Here is an 18,966-nt window from a genome sequence, read left to right as displayed (position 1 = left end):
ACTGACGTATTCAAGAAGAAAGGATTCACCATGGATCTCGACGTTGTCGGGCTCTCCCGACTGCAGTTTGCCTTGACGGCGCTGTACCACTTTCTGTTTGTCCCCCTGACCCTGGGGTTGTCGATGCTCATCGCCATCATGGAAACCGTGTATGTGATGACCGGGCGCCCCATCTGGCGCCAGATGACCAAGTTCTGGGGCGTACTGTTCGGGATCAATTTTGCCATTGGCGTCTCGACGGGCCTCGTGATGGAATTCCAGTTCGGCATGAACTGGAGCTACTACAGCCATTACGTGGGCGACGTGTTCGGCGCGCCGCTGGCAATCGAAGGCCTGATGGCGTTCTTCCTCGAGGCGACCTTTGTGGGCCTGTTCTTCTTTGGCTGGGATCGCCTGTCGAAGGTGCAGCACCTGGCCGTGACCTGGCTGATGGCCCTTGGCACCAATTTCTCGGCGCTGTGGATTTTGATCGCCAATGGCTGGATGCAGAACCCGATCGGCGCCACGCTCAACCCGCAGACGATGCGCATGGAAGTGACTGACTTCGGTGCGGTGCTGGCCAATCCGGTGGCCCAGGCCAAGTTCGTGCACACCGTGTCGGCCGGCTATGTGATCGCGGCGCTGTTCGTGCTGGGCATTGCGGCCTGGTACCTGCTCAAGGGCCGCCATGTCGAGCTGGCCAAGCGGTCGATGACGGTGGCCGCGTCGTTCGGGCTGGCCGCCTCGCTGTCGGTGGTGGTGCTGGGTGACGAAAGCGGCTACCTGGCAACCGAGCACCAGCACATGAAGCTCGCTGCCATCGAAGGCATGTGGGAGACGCAGCCTGCGCCGGCCGCCTTTACCGCCTTCGGCTTTCCCGACCAGAACGCGCGCGAGACGCACTATGCGATCCACATCCCGTGGGCAATGGGCCTGATCGGCACGCGTTCGCTGTCGAGCCAGATTCCGGGCATTAATGACCTGGTCAAACTGGCCGAGGTGCGCGTGCGCCAGGGCATCGTGGCCTATGGCGCGCTCGAGGAGATTCGTGCGCTCGGCGGCCGCGCACCGGTGCCACCGGCACTGCAGGCGCGCTTTGAAGAGCACAGCGCGGTGCTGGGTTACGCGCTGCTGCTCAAACGCTACGTGGACGATCCGCGCCAGGCCAGTGAAGCGCAGATCCATCAGGCGGCCCTGGATACCGTGCCGCAGGTCGCGCCGCTGTTCTGGTCGTTCCGCATCATGGTGGGCCTGGGCATCTTCTTCATCGTGCTCACGGCCGTGTTTTTCTGGCTGTCGGCGCGCCGCCGTCTGGATGCCTATCCGTGGCTGCTGAAGGTGGCCGTGTGGTCGATCCCGCTGCCATGGATCGCCGCCGAAGCCGGCTGGATCGTTGCCGAACTGGGCCGCCAGCCGTGGGCCATCGAGGGCGTGCTGCCGACCGCCGTGGCGGTGTCGAACCTTGGCATCCAGACCGTGCTGACGACCCTGATCGGTTTTGTCGTGCTGTATTCGATCCTGCTCGTCGTGGAAATGAAACTGATGCTCAAGGCCATCCGCAAGGGGCCGGAAGACGAACTTGCCCACGCGCCGGGCACTCACAGCCCACTGGTCGGCACCACGCCGGCAATGCGCACTGCGCCCATGATCACTGCGGAGTAAACCACCATGATTCTTCATACGCTTCTCGATTACGACACGCTGCGCATCATCTGGTGGCTGCTGCTGGGCATCCTGCTGGTGGGCTTTGCCGTCACCGACGGGTTTGACCTGGGCACCGGCACCTTGCTGCCATTTGTCGCCAACACCGACCTGGAACGCCGGGTCGTCATCAATGCCGTCGGCCCCGTGTGGGAGGGCAATCAGGTCTGGCTCGTGCTGGGCGGCGGCGCCATTTTTGCGGCCTGGCCGCAGCTGTATGCGGTCTCGTTCTCGGGCTTTTACCTGGCGATGGCGGCCGTGCTGCTGGCGCTGATCCTGCGGCCGGTCGCCTTTAAATACCGCAGCAAGCGTGACAGCCTCGCCTGGCGCGCGACCTGGGACTGGGCCCTGTTCGTCGGCGGCTTCGTGCCGGCGCTGATCTTCGGCGTCGCGATGGGCAACGTGCTGCAGGGCGTGCCGTTCCGCCTTGCGCCCGACCAGCAGATCTTCTACGAGGGCGGCTTCTTTGCCCTGCTCAATCCGTTTGCCGTGCTGTGCGGCCTGGTGTCGGTGGCCATGCTCATCATGCACGGTGCGGCCTGGCTGGTGCTCAAGACCGATGGCCTGGTGGCCAGCCGTGCGCGTGCCTGGGGCATCCGCGCCGCGGTTGCCACCGTGGTGCTGTACGCCGTGGCCGGCGTGCTGCTGTGGGGTTTTGTCGATGGCTACCGCATCACGAGTGCGGTGGTGACGGCTGGCCCGTCCAATCCGCTGTTCAAGACCGTCGAGGCAGGCGTGGCGGGCAGCTGGTTTGCCAATTACGCCGCGCATCCATGGACCCAGTTCGCGCCGGCGGCCGGCATCGTCGGTGCGCTGCTGACACTGATGGCCCTGGTACGGCGCCGGGAAGGCGTGGCCATGCTCACGTCGAGCCTGTCGATCGCCGGCATCGTGCTCAGCGTGGGCGCATCGATGTTCCCGTTTATTTTGCCATCGTCGATCCAGCCGCAGGCCAGCCTGACGGTGTGGGATGCGTCGTCGAGCCACCTGACGCTGTTCATCATGCTCGTTGCGACCTGCATCTTTTTGCCCCTGATCCTGGCCTACACGAGCTGGGTCTACAAGGTCTTGTGGGGCAAGGTGGTGCCAGACGATATCAGCGGCGGCAAGAGCCACGCGTATTAATTGAACGAATAACGCAACCAGAAAGGACTTCATCATGTGGTATTTCGCCTGGCTACTCGGCCTGCCGCTCGCGGCTGCCTTCGCCGTCCTCAATGCAATGTGGTACGAGCTGATGGACGACGCGCAGCGCCAGCAGGCGTGACAACGGGCGTGCCGGCGTGGCTGATTTGCGCCGGCACGCGCCCATGTCATCACCCTGTCAAAGTCATTCGACAGTATTCGAACCGTGGCCCGGCGGTGTAAGCGTCCGGGACCGTTGAATCGAACCTTGAATGACCGCATGCAAACCAATCTCGCCATCGTTGCACTCTCCGCGCTTGCCCAGGAATCCCGTTTCGCCGCGTTTCGGCTGCTGGTGCAGGCCGGCCCCCAGGGCCAGTCCGCAAGCCATATTGCAGCAACCCTCGATATGCCGGCATCGTCCCTGTCATTCCATTTGAAGGAACTCACGCACGCAGGGCTGGTCGCGCCGCGCCAGCAAGGCCGCTTCATTTTTTATCGCGCGCGCGTGGAGACCTTGCAGGGCCTGATGGAGTTCCTGTCCGCCACCTGCGGCAACGCAGGTGCACAGTCGATGCAGGAGCGCCTGGCGACGGTATGATCGTCGATGCCGGAATTGCCGGTGCTGCCATCGACGAGGATCACCATGACGTCAACCACCACGCCGCAACGGGTGCAACTGAGCCGCAAGAAGGGTTGGCGCATGCCGCCCAACACGATCTCCGTGGCGCGGCCTGGCAAGTGGGGCAATCCATTTTCGGTGCTGCCCGAGCTGGCGCCGGGCACACCGGCAGGGCGCTATATCGCAATGCCGACGGTCGAAGAAGCCGTGGCGGCGTATCGCCTGTGGCTGCAGATCGATCCGGCAGGGCAGCAGGTGGCGCAACAGGCACATGCGTCGCTGCGCGGCCACGACCTGGCATGCTGGTGCCGGCCGGGCACACCGTGTCATGCGCAGGTGCTGATCGATCTGGTGAATGCGTGACGGTTATTTGGCGGCGGTGACGTTGCCAATGCCAGACACCGACTTGCTCACCGATGCCGGCTTGCCGTAATACGTCAGGTTGCCCAGGCCCTGAACGCTGGCATTGAGCTTGTTGGTGGCGTGCACGCTCACGTCGCCGATGCCGCGGAAGGTGACATCGGCATCCTGCGCGATCAGGGCTTTGGCATCGACTTCGCCCACGCCCTCGGCATTCAGGCGCAACTGGCCGACCTTGCCGTTCATTTGCAGGCTGCCGGCGCCCCGGTAATTCACGTCGAAGCGCTCGGTGCGCACATTATTCAGGATCATCAGGCCGGCGCCTTCGCCGCGAAAGCTGGTGAGCTCGGGCAGGGTCACGACCACCCGTTCGCCATCGTCGATATTGACGTTCTTGCTGTTCCTGTCCGCGAACGACAGGCGCAGTTCGCCGTTCACGACCTCGGTCTTCACACGGTCGATGAATTTCTGGTTGCCCTCGACCCGCAGCGAATACGCCTTGCCCACTTCGACCACCAGGCTCACCGGGCCCTGTGAATCGATGGTCTTGAACGGCGTCACGCTGCGCACCTGTTCGGCGGCCTGGATCGAGAGGGATGCGAGCGACAGAAGGGCGACGATGACGGCACGTTTCATGATGTTCTCCAGTGAGTTGATGGAGCCCATTCTAGGCACGGCATCCATCCGCAGCCCCGCCCTTGCGATGGATTGCAAGAAACGGGGGTTGAACTGCACAGGCGCCGGAATCAGTGTTTGGTGGCGAGAAACTGGCCTTTGCCAACCCCGACCAGACTGGTGCTCCAGCCCGGTGCGCAGCGCAGCGCCTGCATGAACGGCGCCAGCTCCTGTGCGTGCGAGGTGGCGTTGTCCACCACGATCAGCCCGCCCGGTCGCAGGACGCGTTCGATCTGCGGCAGCCAGGCCAGGTAAGCAGTGCGCTCCGAATCCAGAAAGACGAGGTCGAACGCCGCATCGGCGCCGCCGGCCAGCACGTCGCCTGCGTCACCTTCGATTTGATGCACCCGGTCCTGCAGCCCGACGCGTGCGAAATTGGCGCCCGCCATCGCCACCTTGGCGGGCGACAGTTCGACCGTCGTGACGAGACCATCGTGCGCCGCGGCCGCATCGGCCAGCCACAGCGTCGAATAACCGTTGGATGTGCCGATCTCGAGAATGCGGCGTGCGCCCATCGTCCGCACGATAACGGCCAGGAACTCGCCGGTATCGTGGGTGATGTTGAGCATGCGGCTGGCACGGTTCTCGTGGGCCGCATCGTGACTGGCGCCGAAGGTTTCCAGCTCTTTCAGCAGGGCTTTAAGTGAGGTAGTCAACGGTTGTCTCCATTTTGTCCGGGAATCGAAGCGCACGATTGCGACGTTGCTAATATTGCCGAAGCGATAAGCCTATAATCTTTTCGTCCCTTTAGAAGTCCACATCATGCACATCTCGACCATCACACTACCTGAAATGAAGCTCGCCGGGCTACCAGCAGTTGTGCCAGCTTCAGCACCGGAAACGGAATTGCCCGAGGTCTGGAAAGCCTTCCTCGCCCGTGAAGCCGAGCTGGGCGAGCACAACGGTGTCCGCTATGGCGTAACGCTGCGGCGGGACGATGGCGAGCAGGTCGAATGCGTGGCCGTCGAGGTCGCTGACCTCGACCAGCTCCCGCCCGGCATGATCGGCATCCGGGTGCCGGCGCGCCGTTACGCGCTGATGACGCACCGTGGCCCGATGGTGCATGCGCAAGCCTCGCGCGTGACCGGCACTGCGGCGATGGAGCAACTGGGCATGGAAGCCGATGAAGAGGGTATCCGTCTGGAGCGATATGATCGCCGCTACACGCCGACCGTCGACGATGGCGCGCGGCCGGATAATGCTTACGACATTTTGGTGCCGCTGTACGGTTGAACTGATACGAAGGACAGATAAAGGACACGGCCCGCGTTGGGCCGTGTCGTGGGGTACATCTCTATAAATTGGTGCCGGTATATTTCCCGACCGCCGGCGCCGGTAGGGCAGCTTGCGCTGCCGTGTTCCCTTCCCAAGGAGCACTTGCATTGTGCTGCTTAAATGTGACAACCGTTTGACGATCCGGACGAATTCGTTTTCTCTTGCTTGTTTCCCTTTGTAAAGCTCACGGATAATGCCTGCTTTGCGGTCGCCTTGACCGCCAGCGACAGGAGCAGCACGTGCACGAGCAAGATTCCGGACCGGACGCGTCCACCCAACCAGGCAACCCCGCGCGCAGGCGCATCTTCCAGGCCGCCGCGGCCGCTGGCGTGGTGGCCGGTGCCGGCACGCTGCCCGGTGTCGCAAGCGCAGCGCCCACCGCGGCGAAGGCGCCAGCCAGGAGTTCGCTCGATGCCAAGCTGCGTGCCCACGTCAAGAACGTGGTCGTGATCTACCTGGAAAACCGCAGCTTCAACAATCTGTTTGCCGATTTCCCCGGCTTGGCCGAGCCGCTGGCGAGTGTGCCTGCGGCGCGCCTGCAGCAGCGCGACCGGGATGGTTCGGTCCTGCCGACGCTGCCCAAAATCTGGGGCGGCATGGTGCCAGGCCGCCAGAATATCGGCGGCAAGGATTACCTGATCGACGAAAAACAATTGACCAGACTGCCGAACGCGCCGTTCAAGCTGACCGACGGCGACGGCAAGCCGCTGCCGGAGGCCATCGTTACGCGCGACCTGGTGCACCAGTTCTATCACAACCAGATGCAGATCAATGGCGGGCGCAACGACGGCTTTGCCGCGTGGTCCGATGCGGGTGGCATGGTGATGGGCTATTACGGTGAAACATCAAAGAACCTCGGCCTGTGGCAGATCGCACGCGAATTCACGCTGTGCGACAACTTCTTCATGGCCGCGTTTGGCGGCTCGTATCTGAACCACCAGTTCCTGATCAGCGGCCGGGTGCCGGAATACTTTCATGCCGCGCAGACCGTAGCCAAATCGAAGATTGCAGTGCTGGCCGATGGCCCGCAGGGCGTGCGCCTGGCGCTGGACCCCGATTCGCCGGCCTCGGCGCTGGGTGGCCCGCCCAAGGTCGTGCGCAACGGCGCGATGACGCCGGACGGTTACGCCGTCAACACGATGGCGCCGCCATACCAGCCGAGCTGGGTCCGTCCGGCCGTCGATGGCGACCCGCTGCACGCCGATCCGCAGGACGCCAGCGTGCTGCCGCCGCAAACCTACGACACGATCGGCGACCTGCTGTCCCGGCGCGGCGTGAGCTGGGCCTGGTATGGCGGCGGCCAGCAAGCGGCGCTCGATGGCCGCGGCGCCGGCCAGAAGCCCAACTTCCAGTACCACCACCAGCCATTCAATTACTTCAGGCAGTTCGCCCCGGGAACCAAAGCGCGCGCCGACCACCTGCGCGACGGCGGCCTGGGCGACAGCCCGATCTCGAACCGTTTCATTGCCGACGTGATTGCCGGCAAGCTCCCGGCGGTCGCGTTCTACAAGCCGCAAGGCAACCTGAACCTTCACGCCGGGTACTCGGACATCGAATCGGGCGACGCCCACATCGCCAACGTCATCGAGCACCTGAAAAAATCACCGCAGTGGAAAGACATGGTGGTGGTGATTACGTTCGACGAGAACGGCGGCTGGTGGGACCATGTAGCCCCGCCTAAGGGCGACCGCTGGGGCCCGGGCTCGCGCATCCCGGCGATCGTGGTGTCGCCGCACGCCAAGCGGGGCGCGGTCGACCACAACTTCTATGACACGACCTCGGTGCTGCGCTTCATCACGCGCCTGCATGGGTTGCCGCTGCTGGAAGGCCTAACTGTACGCAATGCCGCGTTCGAAGGGCGCGGCGCCCGTCCGCCGGGCGATCTGACGGCAACATTGCAATTCCGGTGATACAAAGCCAGCCATCAAGGCTGGCTTTTTTGATTGAAAGTTTCCTATTGGCTATCGAGCGCTGGTAACAATGACACAGGTATACAGTTTGCTCACTCGATGTTGTTTCGTTGACAACCGTCAGGACGACGGGTTCGACAAGCAGTGTTGAATCGACCAAACATACACAATGTCAAAAACCAGGAGATACACCATGCAGAAAACCCAATTCATCAAGCGCCTGTTGGCCGTGTCAGTTGCAGCAGCCATGTTCGGTTCGGTCGGCGCGCAGGCGCAAACCGCCTCCACCCAGATGGGTGCCAGCGCAACCGCCGCCACCGCCAGCGGCACGGCCAAGCTGACCGCTGCCGATCGCAAGGCCATCATGGACATGGCGATGTCAAACATGGCCGAAGTCGAGATGGGCAAAATGGCGCAAAGCAAGAGCCAGAATGCCGATGTGAAAGCGTTCGGTCAGAAAATGGTCGACGACCATGGCAAGGCGCTGACCGAAGTGCAGACCCTGGCACAATCGAAGGGTGTGACCCTGCCGACCGAGCTCGACGCCAAGCACAAGGCCCTGGCGGCCAAGCTGGAAAAGGCGAATGGCGACGCGTTCGACAAGGCCTACACGAAGCAGGGCGGCGTGGCTGCGCACAAGGAAACGCTGGCCAAGCTGCAAAAAGCCTCGAAAGCGGCCAAGGATACGGACGTCAAGGGTCAGGTCGACAAGACGATCCCGGTCGTGCAAGAGCACCTGAAGCACGCCGAGCAAGTTGCTAGCGGCAAGATGGGCAGCACCGGCAGCTCGGGCGCCGCAGGTCATACCGGCGCCAGCCACTAAGATCCGGCATTGACCGGGCCGCTGCCAGAGGTGGTTTTCACCCTTGGCGCCGGCTCGGTTTTCCATTTCCCTTCAATCCGTTCGATCACGATTTCGATGCCGACAATGGCGTTCAGCATCCCCTCGATGTAATCGTTCGGTGCGTCGCTCACCGCCCATGGTTCAGCTTGAATGTGTTCCATGCGGTCGGTCAGGCGCGTCACCTGTGCCAGCAGCCAGGCCGGCTCGTCGATCGTGCGCAGCCGTCCGTGCACATGCACCACGTTGTAGGTCCAGGTAGGCACCACGCGGCCACCGGTCTCTTCTTTTTCCACGCGATCCGGCGTGGCATACCCCGATGGTCCGCGAAACACGACCAGTACCTGCTGCCCTTCACGTCGCCAGACGGGATTACGGCGTGCGACATGCGTGCGCAAAATACCCTCGCTCGCGTAGACATCAAATGGCAGATGATCGGCGTCCGGCACGCCGTCGCTGTACGTTACCAGCATGCCCAATGGGTGGGCGGCGATCAGGTCATGCAGGCTGGTACTGTCAGGCTGGGCAAAACGGGCAGGGCAATACATGCAATGTGTCTCCAGAGTAGACCCGTATCCTCGGACACAAATTGGCTTTCCAAAATAGCCAATTACAGTAAAGATGGGCGTACCAATATGATTCTGCCCACCATGCATGCCTACGACCTGATTGCCGCTACGCCGCTTGAACGCAGCGGTGAAACCCCCCTGTTTCGCCAGCTGTACGCACGGCTCAAAGACGCCATCCTGCAGGGCACACTGGCCCCCGGCGCACGCCTGCCGGCCACACGCACGCTGTGCGTCGCGCTGGGGATATCGCGCCAGACCGTGCTGGCTGCCTACGATCAGCTCACTGCCGAGGGTTATCTGCGTGGCGGCGTGGGTCAGGGCACGTTTGTCGACGAAGCCTTGCCGCTGGCGCGCAGGCCGCCCCGGACCGATGGCTTGCTACGGGCATTGCCGGCACGCGGCGTGGCCATGGCCACTGCCATGGGCCGGGCGCCGTTGCGCGATGGTCCGCCGCGCGCTTTCCGCCCCAGCATGCCGGGCCTGGACCTGTTTCCGTTCGACCTGTGGCGCAAGCTCGAAGCGCGCCAGTTACGGCGCGCACATCGTTCCGGTCCCTACCTCGGCTATGGCGCAGCCAACGGCTACGCCCCGCTGCGCGAACTGCTGTGCGCTTACCTGCGCGCCTCGCGCGGCGTCGTGTGCGAACCGGAGCAGATCGTGATCACGTCCGGTTCGCAGCAGGCCTTGTACCTGCTGTCGCAACTGCTGCTCGCGCCCGGCGACGGTGTCTGGCTCGAGTCGCCCGGCTACCAGGGCGCCAGCGCGCCGATGCAGGTGGCCGGGGCGCGCCTGTGCACCGTGCCGGTGACCGACGAAGGGATGGATGTGGCGTACGGCGCGCTGCATTATCCCGACGCGCGCATGGTGTTCGCCACCCCGTCGCACCAGCTGCCGCTGGGCGTGACGATGAGCCTCGCGCGCCGGCTCGAACTGCTGCGCTGGGCGACAGCCAACCGCGCCTGGGTGATCGAGGACGATTACGATAGCGAGTACCGCTACACCGGTCCGCCGCTGGCGTCGCTGCAAAGCCTCGACCGCGCCGGTTGCGTAATCTACGTGGGAACGTTCTCGAAGGTGCTGTTTCCGGCGCTGCGGCTCGGCTATGTGGTCGCGCCGCCGGCGCTGGCCGAACCGCTCGCGCGCGCAAAAGCGCTGATCGACCGCCAGGGTGCGATCCTGCCGCAGGCGGTACTGGCCGACTTCATCGGCGAAGGTCACTTCATGCGCCACATCCGGCGCACGCGCGACGCGTATGCCGAACGACGCGCAGCGCTGATGACGGCGCTGGACGACCGTCTGGGCGAACGCTTGCGCTGTGGCCCGGCCGATGCGGGGCTGGACTTGTGCACGCACTTCCTGCCTGACGAGCGTGGCCGCATTCCGCTGGAAGCCCGCGTGGCGCAGGCAGCGCTTGATGCCGGCATCGAACTGCGCCCGCTCGGGTATTTTGCGAATCCCACGGCCACGCCGGCCTGCGCGGTGGCGCCGGGACTGCTGCTGGGGTTTTCAGCAGTGCCGCCGGCGGATATCCGGCGCGGCGTGGCGGCGCTGGCGAAGGTGATCGAAGCGCAGTGGCCGGCAGGCGCGCGCCGCGGCAAGGTATGATGCCGTCAACGCTACCGAGACCCACATCATGACCGATCCCGAACGTCTTTCTCCCGACAATATCAGCGCTTTGCAGGCCCGCTTCCAGGACCATTCGCGCAAGGCCCAGACCCATTACGCGGTCATGCACGAGGTGCGCCAGGTGCTCGGCAGCATTGACGCCGCCGACGCCTGGATGACCACGCCCCAGCCTGAGCTTGGCGACAGCACGCCAGCGCAGCTGGTCGCCGCCGGCCGCGTTGATGACGTGCTGGCCTGCCTGCGCCAGATGCCCGCGCGCGGCGCGAAACGATGACCATCACCCGCTGCTCCTGGGCCAATATGGCCAACCCGCGCTACATCGCCTATCACGACAACGAGTGGGGCGTGCCGTGCCACGATGAAACCACGCTGTTCGAAATGCTCAATCTCGAAGGCGCGCAGGCCGGCCTGTCGTGGGAAACCATCCTGAACAAGCGCGACACGTACCGCGCTGCCTTCGATGGCTGGGATGCGCACAAGATCGCGGCCTACGACGATGACAAGAAGGCCGAGCTGCTGGCCAATCCCGGCATCGTGCGCAACCGCCTCAAGGTGGCCGCGGCGATCACTAATGCGCGCGCCTACCTGGCCATGCGCGAGCAGGGCCTGACGCTCGACGCCTACCTGTGGGGCTTTGTCGACGGCGCGCCGATCGTCAACGACTGGCCGGACGGCGCCCGCCCGGCACGCACCGACCTGTCCGACCGCCTGTCGAAAGACCTGGGCAAGCGCGGTTTCAAGTTCGTCGGTTCGACCATCGTCTACGCCTACATGCAGGGCATCGGCATGGTGGACGACCATGACCGCGACTGCATCTGTCGCACGCGGCGCTGACATGCCGATGCAGGACCACTGGCGCGGCCGCACCCGCTATACCGTGTTCGACAGCGACCATGGCGATGGCGCACGTGTCGCCGCCCTGATCGCGGCCTGGCGCGCCGACCCGCAGCGTTCGCAGCACCTGCACATCGTGGCACTGGCGTCCGATCTGAAGCCGGGCTTTCACCGCATCCCGCAAGCAGAAGCCGGCATCACGCTGGACCTGCTGGCAGCGCCGCTCGAGAGCGCGCTGGCCGAACTCAATGCGCACCTGGATTGCATCCGGCTGCACGCCCCCGTCGGCAGCGCCTTTGCCCGACCATTGGCGCGCCTGACGACACTCGGCGCGCGCCTGAACGCAACCGGCCTGGATGACGCGCAGAGAACAGCTCTGGCGGCGCAAGGCTTCGTGTTCGAGAACGACGACAACGCAGTCTTCGCCAGCCGCAAACCGCGTCTCCCCGTCACACCACAACCCGTCCGCCACGCGCTGGTGCTGGGGGCGGGTCTGGCCGGCTGCGCGCTGGCGGCGCGCCTGTGCGCGCGCGGCTGGCAAGTCACGCTGATCGAGCGGCATCCCGAGGTGGCGCTGGAAGCGTCGGGCAACCTGGCTGGCATCTTCATGCCGCTGCTCTCGCGCGACGACAACGTCCCGACGCGCCTCACGCGCGCCGCCTACCTGTACGCGCTGCGCCTGTGGGAGCAACTGGGCGGCGTCGGCCAGGCCTTTGACGGCGCCGCCTGCGGCGTGCTGCAACTGGCGCGCGACGCCGATCACGCGGCGGTCTCGCGCGCCATCGCTGTCGACAACACTGTCCCGTCGGACTTCGCGCGCTGGCTCGAATCTCCGGCGGCCGAAGCATTGCTTGGCTTGCCGGCGCCGGACGGCGGCTGGCTGTTCCCGCAAGGTGGTTGGGCGCGTCCGGGCAGTGTCTGCGAGGCATTGCTGGCCTCGTGCGGCGCGCGCCTGACGCGCTGCTTTGGCGCGGGTGACGCGACGCTGGAGCGAGAAGGCGATACCTGGTTGGCGCGCGCGCCCGATGGCGCCGTGCTGGCCACGGCGCCGACGGCGGTACTGGCCAGCGGCGCCGGCGCGCGCCGCATGGCGCTCACCGCCGATCTGCCACTGCAGGCCCTGCGCGGCCAGGTCACGCATCTGCCGCCGGGCGCGGCGCCGCAGTTGCCGCTGGTGCTGTGCCGCGAAGCCTACCTGACGCCATCCGCGCAGGGCGTGCTGTGCGCCGGGGCGACGTACGATCTCGACGCCGATCCCGCGCTGCGCGCCAGCAGCCAGCTGGAAAACGTGACCCGCCTGCGCGCGCTGGTATCCGATCCGCTTGCGGCCGACGATGCGCCACTGGCGGGGCGCGTGGGCTTTCGCTGCGTGTCGCCGGATCGTCTGCCGCTCGTGGGCCGCCTGCCCGACGTCGCCGCCGCCGGCAGCACCGAGCGCCTGCGCGACGTGCCGCGCCATCCGGGGCTGTACGGCCTTCTTGGCTATGCCTCGCGTGGCCTGATCTGGGCGCCGCTGGCAGCCGAGCTGTTGACGGCGCAGCTGGAAGGCGAGCCGCTGCCGCTGGAAATGACGCTGGTCGATGCGCTCGATCCGGCCCGGTTCGTGCTGCGTGCACGGCGCGGCGTCCGGCAACCGGCCAGCAGCACGGGAGACCTCTAGCTGTTGCGTTGTCGCAAATGTGCGCTCATCCGGGGCAATCGCGTCCAGACTGTGCTGGTCGAGCCGGTATAATTTACCGGTAGCAACTATTAACCGCCGAAGGAGGCTGGTCCGCGATGGAAGATGCACCACATTCGCCCGAGCTGTTCCTGTTTCTCGCGGTGACCGCGCACGACATGAAGAACTCGATCAGCGTGCTGTCCGGCACGCTCGAGCGGCTGCTCGACGGCGCCACGCCCGAGACCGAGAAAGCCTATGGCCAGATGGGGCAGATGCTGTACCAGACGCGCCGCCTGAACGACAACCTGATGCAACTCCTCGCGCTCTACAAGCAGGTCGGCAAGCCCGGCTACCCGTTCGATGCGCAGCCGCTCGAAGTCGGGCAGGTCGTCGAGCAGGTCGTGGCGCTCTCGCGCGTGCTGCTCGAGTCACGTGGCATCCGGCTCGAACTCGATGTCGACTCCGACCTGATTGCCCACGTTGACGAAGACCTGATCGTCGGCGTCGTATCGCATGCGGTCAACAACGCGCTGCACTACACGCGCGATCGTATCCTGCTGACGGCGCGCGACGTCGATGGCCAGTTAGAAATCCGGGTCGAAGACAATGGTGCCGGTTTTCCGCCAGGCCTGCTGGCGGCAGGCGCGCCCGCGAGCGGCGACATCGGCGTCAACTTCGCCACCAACAGCGCGGGCCTGGGCCTGTATTTTTCGAGCGAGGTGGCGCGCATGCACCACCATCGCGGGCGCCATGGCGCCGTGCGGCTCGAGAACGGCGGCCAGCTGGGCGGCGGCTGCTTCATCCTGACACTGCCATGAACACGCCTGCTGCGCTGGTGCAGGCAACCGCCACACCGCCGGCCGCCCCCACGCCTGCGCTGCCCAAGGTCCTCGAACAGATCGACTGGGCCGGCAAGCATTACCTGATCGTCGACGACTTTGCCGGGATCCGCCAGCTGCTGCGCGAAAGCCTGCGCAGCCTGGGTGCGCGCAATATCGACCAGGCCTCGAGCGGCGGCGAAGCCATGAGCCTCCTGACCAAGACGCGCTACGACGTCGTGCTGTGCGATTACAACCTGGGCGAGGGCAAGAACGGCCAGCAGGTGCTGGAAGAAGCGCGTATCCGCCAGTTGCTGCTGCCGTCGAGCGTGTTCGTCATGGTCTCGGCCGAAAAGAGCGTCGAATCGGTGATGGGCGCGGCCGAGCACCAGCCCGACGCCTACCTGGTCAAGCCGATCACCGAAGGCGTGCTGCTCTCGCGCCTGAACCGCGTGTGGCGCCGCAAGCAGATCTTCCGCCTGATCGACCAGGCCTTCATGGAAAAGGATTACCTGCGCGCCGCGACGCTGTGCGACGAGCAGATCGCCGCCAACCGCGTGCACGTGATCGAGCTGCTGCGCATGAAGGCGCGCATGCTCGAGCGCAGCGGCCAGCCGGCGCTGGCGCGCGCCGTGTACGAGCAGGTGCTGGCCCAGCGCGAATACCACTGGGCCCGCGCGGGCCTGGGCAAGATCCGCCTGGCCGATGGCGATTTCGAGCAGGCGCGCCAGATGTTCCAGACCGTGATCGCCGAGAACCGCCACTACATCGACGCCTACGACCAGCTGGCCCAGGCCTACCAGGGCCTGGGCCGGCACGACGAAGCCGCCGCGATCCTGGAACGCGCGGCCAAGCTCTCGCCCAACTCGGTGCCGCGCCAGCGCAATCTGGGTCAGGCTGCGCTCAAGCTGGGCAACGTGGCGCTGGCCGAAAAGGCGTTTCGCAAGTGCCTGGTGATCGGTGAATACTCGATCCGCAAGACGCCTGACGCCTATCTTGGCCTGGCGCGCGTGTGCGGCCTGAAAAACAATACCAAGGATGCGCTGCAACTGCTGCAACTGGCCCAGCGCGATTTCGGCGGCGACTACGACGACATGGCGCTGCGCGCCAAGATCACCGAAGGCCTGATCCACCACGAGAGCGGCGACTACCGCAACGCGCGCCGCGCCGGCGACGAGCTCGAAGCGATGCTGGGTGAGGACCCCAAGCGCCCCGGCACGGCGATCTGCATCGAGATGGCGATCCTGCTGTTTGCCGTGGGCGTCAAGGACACGCCGGGCGAGGTGCTGGCCCACGTGGTGCGCAACAACCACGACAACAACCTGCTGCAGGACGAAGTCCAGGCCATCTTCGACAAGGCGCGCCTGAGCGAAGAGGGCGCCGCCATCATCCGCGCCGCGCGCAAGGAAGCGGTGGACCTGATGAACCAGGGCGTCGTGCTGTGGAAGAGCGGGAAGCTGCCCGACGCCGTCAAGTGGATGCGCATGGCGCGCGAGCGGGTGCCGGACAATGTGCGGGTGCTGTTCAACGCGGTGCAGATTTCGATCTCGCACATGCAGCAGGAAGGCTATGACGAAGAACTCGACACCGAAGCGCGCATGGTGCTCGAACATGTCGACAAGCTGCAGCCAGGGCAGCAGCGCTTCGCGCAGCTGATGGAACAGTTGCGTGGTTTGCAGCCAAAGGTCGATCCGGCGGCGCCGCCTGCGCCCGTGGATGCGGCCGACCAGAAAGAAGCCGTGGCCGATGTGTCGCCCGAACCAGCTCCGGTGGCCAAGCCAACGCACAGCAACCGCTTCTCTTAGCGCGCCGGCCCGTGCCTGCGCAGTAATTCCGCGCACAGCTTCCCGATATCACAGCCGCCATCGGCCTGCGCTGCCGCCTGCGCCGCATCAGCCAGCGCCCCCGCCAGCACGTGGTCACCCAGTGCGCGATAGCTCTCGAAACGCGCTTCATCGAACCAGCCGTCGGCCAGGCTCTCGTGCGGATAGTCGGGGTGCAGCTTGCGGTAATTGAGCAGGTCGGCGTTTTCCGTGCCGACGATGGCAGGCTTGACGTACAGGATGACGCCATCGTCGGCAGCGCCGTCGGCCTGGCTGTAGCGGATGCTCCCGGCGGCGCAGCTGGCGCTGCACATGCCGCTGGCCGGCGCGATGGCAAGGCGTGATACATCCAGGTCGATCCGCACATGCAGCTCGGTGGCGCACCGCCGGATCGCGTTGCCCAGGTCTTCGAAGGCGTGTTCGCGGTCGCTGCCGACGTCCACCGCGATCACCAGGCGGCAGCGGCGCCGCACCAGTTCGTAGATGCCCAGATTGTCGAAGTGGCCGCCATCGCTCAGGTGCACGTAGCCGGCGTCGGCATCCAGTTGGCCGAACAGCTCGGCCAACAGGCTGAAGAGGCCAATGGGCGGGGATGAACTGGTCCAGGTCGGGCGCGCCGGGTTCGGGCACCAGCGCCCCAGGCGCACATTGAACATCGTCATCAGGAAATTCAACGGTGCCGACCAGTGTGCGCCCATGTGCGGACTGGCCGCAGCGCCCGACAGCGCCACCGCCATCCCAAGGCGCACGCCGGCATCGTCGTCCAGTCCAACGCCCGCGTGCGCGGCGTAGGCGGCGGTCGGGCGATAGCAACCGGTACTCCCAGGCCCCGCTTGCTCATAGCCGCACCAGCGCGGCGTGAACGCGAACGACGCGGTGCGCCGGGTCTGCCATGCCAGTTCGTCGCCATCCACCAGGTTCAGCGCGGTGTTGATGATCGGGTAGGGGCGCGCGTTTTTGAGCTCGGCGAGCAGCATGTCGTCGCCCGGATCGAAGCCGGTGAACGGGTGCGGCCGGCGCGCGCGGTTGGCGGCGCCAAACCAGGCGCGCACGACCCGGTTCCGGTACAGCATGTAGAGCGAAAACTTGTTGATGTCGACGCGCCAGCCGAGCACCAGCGCGGCCCCGAGAAAGCAGCCGAAAGCCACCACCAGCGTGCTGCCCCGGGTGGCCAGCGTGGCGGCGGCATGCGCCTGGAATACGCAGGCGAGCGTCGCGTGCGGGCAGTCCAGGTTCGGGCGCGCCACCGTCAGCTGCACCAGGCTGCCGAGCAGCGCAAAAATCCCGACCGTGAAGACATACGGCGCGAGGCGCGCCACCAGTTCGAGTTTCGGGTCGCGCGCGGCGCGTGCGCCGGTGGCGCCGCCGCTGCCGGCTTTCAGGCCGAAGGCGGTCATCGCCAGCCAGCCAACCAGCGTGCCCAGGTTGGACCACGGCGCGTAGGTGAGCCAGGCCCAGTGCAGCAGCGGCGCAAAGAAGAAGCACACGCCGTGCACGGCCAGCCAGCCGAGCGCGAAGATCGCAGTCCATGCGCCCTGGCGGCTCCACCATTCACGGCTCGCGTCGCTGTACTGGCGGCCGACCAGGCCAATCATCAGGTTCATCGTGACGGCAAACAGCGCCATCATCGCTGGCATGCCGAAGGTGGCCAGCGCGATCGCGTTGTTGACCAGCGGATGCGCATCCGGCGCCGGCAGCAGCGCCAGCGCGCACAGCAGCAGCACGGTGCCCAGCGTGAGCGCACCCATCGCGCAGGCGAAGTGCGACAGGCCTTCGCCCAGCTCTGCGCGCGTCAGGTCGCGTAGTAGCGGGTCGGCGCGCAGGCGCGTGTACATGACCAGCCAGAGCGCAAGCAGCAGCACCAGCGCGACAAAGCCGCACAGCCACCACGACAGCTGCGCGCCGCCGTCCGGCAGCCACGCCAGCATCGCCGGTGCGAAGGTGCGCGTGGCGTCGAGCACGACCAGCAGCGCCGCCAGGCCACCGGCGCCGCAGACGGTGTAGCCCGCGCCCCGGTACGAACTGGCGCGGTCGTGCGCCAGGTACCAGCCGCAGGCCCAGACAATGAAGTAGACCACGCCCGGCGCCAGCAGCCACTGCGGCCGGTCGGCCAGTTGCGGCGGCAGCAGTGTCGCCGGCGTCGCGCCGCCGTGGCGCCATACGGCGAGACTGCCGAGAAAGCCCGCCAGCAGCAGCGGCAGGTTGATGCACCACAGGACGGCGCCCTGAGACAGCGGAAAGCGGCGCCGGCCACGCGAACTCGCCGGCTTGCTGGAAATCGACAGCGCAATACAGAACACCGCCAACAAGAACAGCAGCACGCCCGCGATCCAGGCGACGTCGCCTATGCGCGCCCATGGTCCGCCAGGTCCCACGACCCGGTGCACGCCCCAGACGGCAAAGCGCGGCAGCAGCAGCAGGGCGCACAACCAGGCCACCAGCATGGTCAGGTTCAGGCCCGTGTTGCGCACATAGATGCCGAGCAGGGTCCAGGTGTCGGCGCTGAACATGCCGCCCTGCGGCGACAGGTAATTGCTGTACTGGCGCAGGAAGCGTAGCTCGGGCGCCTCGCCGCTGCCGGCGGGCGGCGCGAGCAAGGCTTCGAGCTTGTGGATGTCGTTGCCATGCGCGTGCAGGCAGCGCGCCAGCCAGCCGCCGACAAAACCGCCGCCGGACACGGTGGACAGGTAATCGATCCGGCCCAGCAAGCGGCAGCGCGCCAGTGCCTGCAGGGCGCCCAGCCCGAACGTGGCGCTGCGTACGCCGCCGCCGGACAGGGCCAGGCCGGTGAGCATGCCGCCGTGGGCGCGGGCGCGCAGGCGTGCGCGGTCGGGCGGCACGCCAGCGTCGAGTGCCTCGCTGCTGGCAGGCCGCAGCAGATCGAGTTCGTCGCGCAGCACTTCGCCGAACAACAGGCCGGCGTCGAGGTTCAGGCAGCGCAGGGTGTCGGCATCGATGGCATTGGACGGCGCCAGGCCGTGCCGGCGGCGCAGCAGCGCGAATGCGTCGTGCAGTTCGCTGATCGTGCCGGGGTTGGGCGGCGGCTGGCAGCCGGCGGCGGCCAGCTTGCGGCGCAGGTCGTCGACCTGCGATGGTGTCAGGTGGGACAGGTCACTGGGTAGCATGGGGCGCTCCGGCTGAACTGAGC

The 18,966-nt window shown here is 65.9% G+C and carries 18 protein-coding genes; 14 read left to right on the top strand and 4 right to left on the bottom strand.

The annotated features are described in order from the left end of the window. The first annotated feature begins 30 nt into the window (after window positions 1-30). From HD842_RS10125 to HD842_RS10105, 5 genes are all read left to right on the top strand, one after another. Complete coding sequence (locus tag HD842_RS10125; protein WP_183554022.1) at window positions 31-1,641, top strand: cytochrome ubiquinol oxidase subunit I; 1,611 nt, start codon at window positions 31-33, stop codon at window positions 1,639-1,641. A 6-nt stretch (window positions 1,642-1,647) separates the two neighbouring features. Next, window positions 1,648-2,805 carry a cytochrome d ubiquinol oxidase subunit II gene (cydB, locus tag HD842_RS10120; protein ID WP_183554020.1) on the top strand — a complete coding sequence of 386 codons (1,158 nt, stop codon included), beginning with the start codon at window positions 1,648-1,650 and terminating at the stop codon, window positions 2,803-2,805. 34 nt (window positions 2,806-2,839) lie between these two features. Beyond that, window positions 2,840-2,947: a cytochrome bd-I oxidase subunit CydX gene (cydX, locus tag HD842_RS10115; RefSeq protein WP_183554018.1), complete on the top strand. Its 108-nt coding sequence runs from the start codon at window positions 2,840-2,842 to the stop codon at window positions 2,945-2,947. Window positions 2,948-3,085: 138 nt separating this feature from the next. Then, window positions 3,086-3,406 carry an ArsR/SmtB family transcription factor gene (locus tag HD842_RS10110; protein WP_183554016.1) on the top strand — a complete coding sequence of 107 codons (321 nt, stop codon included), beginning with the start codon at window positions 3,086-3,088 and terminating at the stop codon, window positions 3,404-3,406. A 45-nt stretch (window positions 3,407-3,451) separates the two neighbouring features. Next, a complete protein-coding gene (locus HD842_RS10105; protein ID WP_183554014.1) occupies window positions 3,452-3,790 on the top strand; it encodes a DUF4326 domain-containing protein in 339 nt (112 codons plus the stop codon). Between the two features lie 3 nt (window positions 3,791-3,793). Here HD842_RS10105 and HD842_RS10100 read toward each other — a convergent pair whose 3' ends face one another. Then, window positions 3,794-4,423: a head GIN domain-containing protein gene (locus HD842_RS10100; protein ID WP_183554012.1), complete on the bottom strand. Its 630-nt coding sequence runs from the start codon at window positions 4,421-4,423 to the stop codon at window positions 3,794-3,796. Window positions 4,424-4,533: 110 nt separating this feature from the next. After that, window positions 4,534-5,118, bottom strand: a complete 585-nt coding sequence (locus HD842_RS10095; RefSeq protein ID WP_221290441.1) for an O-methyltransferase — start codon at window positions 5,116-5,118, stop codon at window positions 4,534-4,536. 106 nt (window positions 5,119-5,224) lie between these two features. Here HD842_RS10095 and HD842_RS10090 point away from each other — a divergent pair, with 106 nt between their 5' ends. From HD842_RS10090 to HD842_RS10080, 3 genes are all read left to right on the top strand, one after another. Further along, entirely contained in the window at window positions 5,225-5,695 is a 471-nt protein-coding gene (locus tag HD842_RS10090; protein WP_183554010.1) for a GyrI-like domain-containing protein, read from the top strand. A 281-nt stretch (window positions 5,696-5,976) separates the two neighbouring features. Next, window positions 5,977-7,647 carry an acid phosphatase gene (locus HD842_RS10085; protein WP_183554008.1) on the top strand — a complete coding sequence of 557 codons (1,671 nt, stop codon included), beginning with the start codon at window positions 5,977-5,979 and terminating at the stop codon, window positions 7,645-7,647. Window positions 7,648-7,840: 193 nt separating this feature from the next. Continuing rightward, a complete protein-coding gene (locus HD842_RS10080; protein ID WP_183554006.1) occupies window positions 7,841-8,470 on the top strand; it encodes a DUF4142 domain-containing protein in 630 nt (209 codons plus the stop codon). Here the strand turns inward: HD842_RS10080 and HD842_RS10075 are convergent. Further along, window positions 8,467-9,036, bottom strand: coding sequence for an FMN-binding negative transcriptional regulator (locus HD842_RS10075; protein ID WP_183554004.1), 570 nt, complete (start codon window positions 9,034-9,036; stop codon window positions 8,467-8,469). The genes HD842_RS10080 and HD842_RS10075 overlap by 4 nt on opposite strands. Before the next feature lie 87 nt (window positions 9,037-9,123). Here HD842_RS10075 and pdxR point away from each other — a divergent pair, with 87 nt between their 5' ends. The 6 genes from pdxR to HD842_RS10045 all read left to right on the top strand — a co-directional run bounded on the left by pdxR (window position 9,124) and on the right by HD842_RS10045 (window position 15,800). Next, window positions 9,124-10,662, top strand: a complete 1,539-nt coding sequence (gene pdxR, locus HD842_RS10070; RefSeq protein ID WP_229424707.1) for a MocR-like pyridoxine biosynthesis transcription factor PdxR — start codon at window positions 9,124-9,126, stop codon at window positions 10,660-10,662. Between the two features lie 28 nt (window positions 10,663-10,690). After that, complete coding sequence (locus tag HD842_RS10065) at window positions 10,691-10,957, top strand: antitoxin Xre/MbcA/ParS toxin-binding domain-containing protein (protein WP_183554002.1); 267 nt, start codon at window positions 10,691-10,693, stop codon at window positions 10,955-10,957. Then, window positions 10,954-11,517 carry a DNA-3-methyladenine glycosylase I gene (locus HD842_RS10060; RefSeq protein WP_183554000.1) on the top strand — a complete coding sequence of 188 codons (564 nt, stop codon included), beginning with the start codon at window positions 10,954-10,956 and terminating at the stop codon, window positions 11,515-11,517. Before HD842_RS10065 ends, HD842_RS10060 begins: the two co-directional genes overlap by 4 nt. After that, complete coding sequence (gene mnmC / locus HD842_RS10055) at window positions 11,483-13,177, top strand: FAD-dependent 5-carboxymethylaminomethyl-2-thiouridine(34) oxidoreductase MnmC (RefSeq protein ID WP_229424706.1); 1,695 nt, start codon at window positions 11,483-11,485, stop codon at window positions 13,175-13,177. The genes HD842_RS10060 and mnmC overlap by 35 nt, the downstream gene beginning before the upstream one ends. 116 nt (window positions 13,178-13,293) lie before the next feature. Beyond that, a complete protein-coding gene (locus HD842_RS10050; protein WP_183553998.1) occupies window positions 13,294-13,995 on the top strand; it encodes a sensor histidine kinase in 702 nt (233 codons plus the stop codon). After that, a complete protein-coding gene (locus HD842_RS10045; RefSeq protein ID WP_183553996.1) occupies window positions 13,992-15,800 on the top strand; it encodes a response regulator in 1,809 nt (602 codons plus the stop codon). Before HD842_RS10050 ends, HD842_RS10045 begins: the two co-directional genes overlap by 4 nt. On the opposite strand, the gene HD842_RS10040 is transcribed toward HD842_RS10045, so the two are convergent. After that, window positions 15,797-18,943 carry a patatin-like phospholipase family protein gene (locus tag HD842_RS10040; protein ID WP_183553994.1) on the bottom strand — a complete coding sequence of 1,049 codons (3,147 nt, stop codon included), beginning with the start codon at window positions 18,941-18,943 and terminating at the stop codon, window positions 15,797-15,799. The genes HD842_RS10045 and HD842_RS10040 overlap by 4 nt on opposite strands. Window positions 18,944-18,966: the final 23 nt, after the last annotated feature.

The sequence above is a fragment of the Massilia aurea genome (genome assembly GCF_014200505.1).
GTDB classification, from domain to species: Bacteria; Pseudomonadota; Gammaproteobacteria; order Burkholderiales; family Burkholderiaceae_D; genus Telluria; species Telluria aurea_B.
The sequence above is the reverse complement of the archived record's forward strand: the minus strand, read 5'-3'. Positions and strand labels throughout refer to the sequence as shown.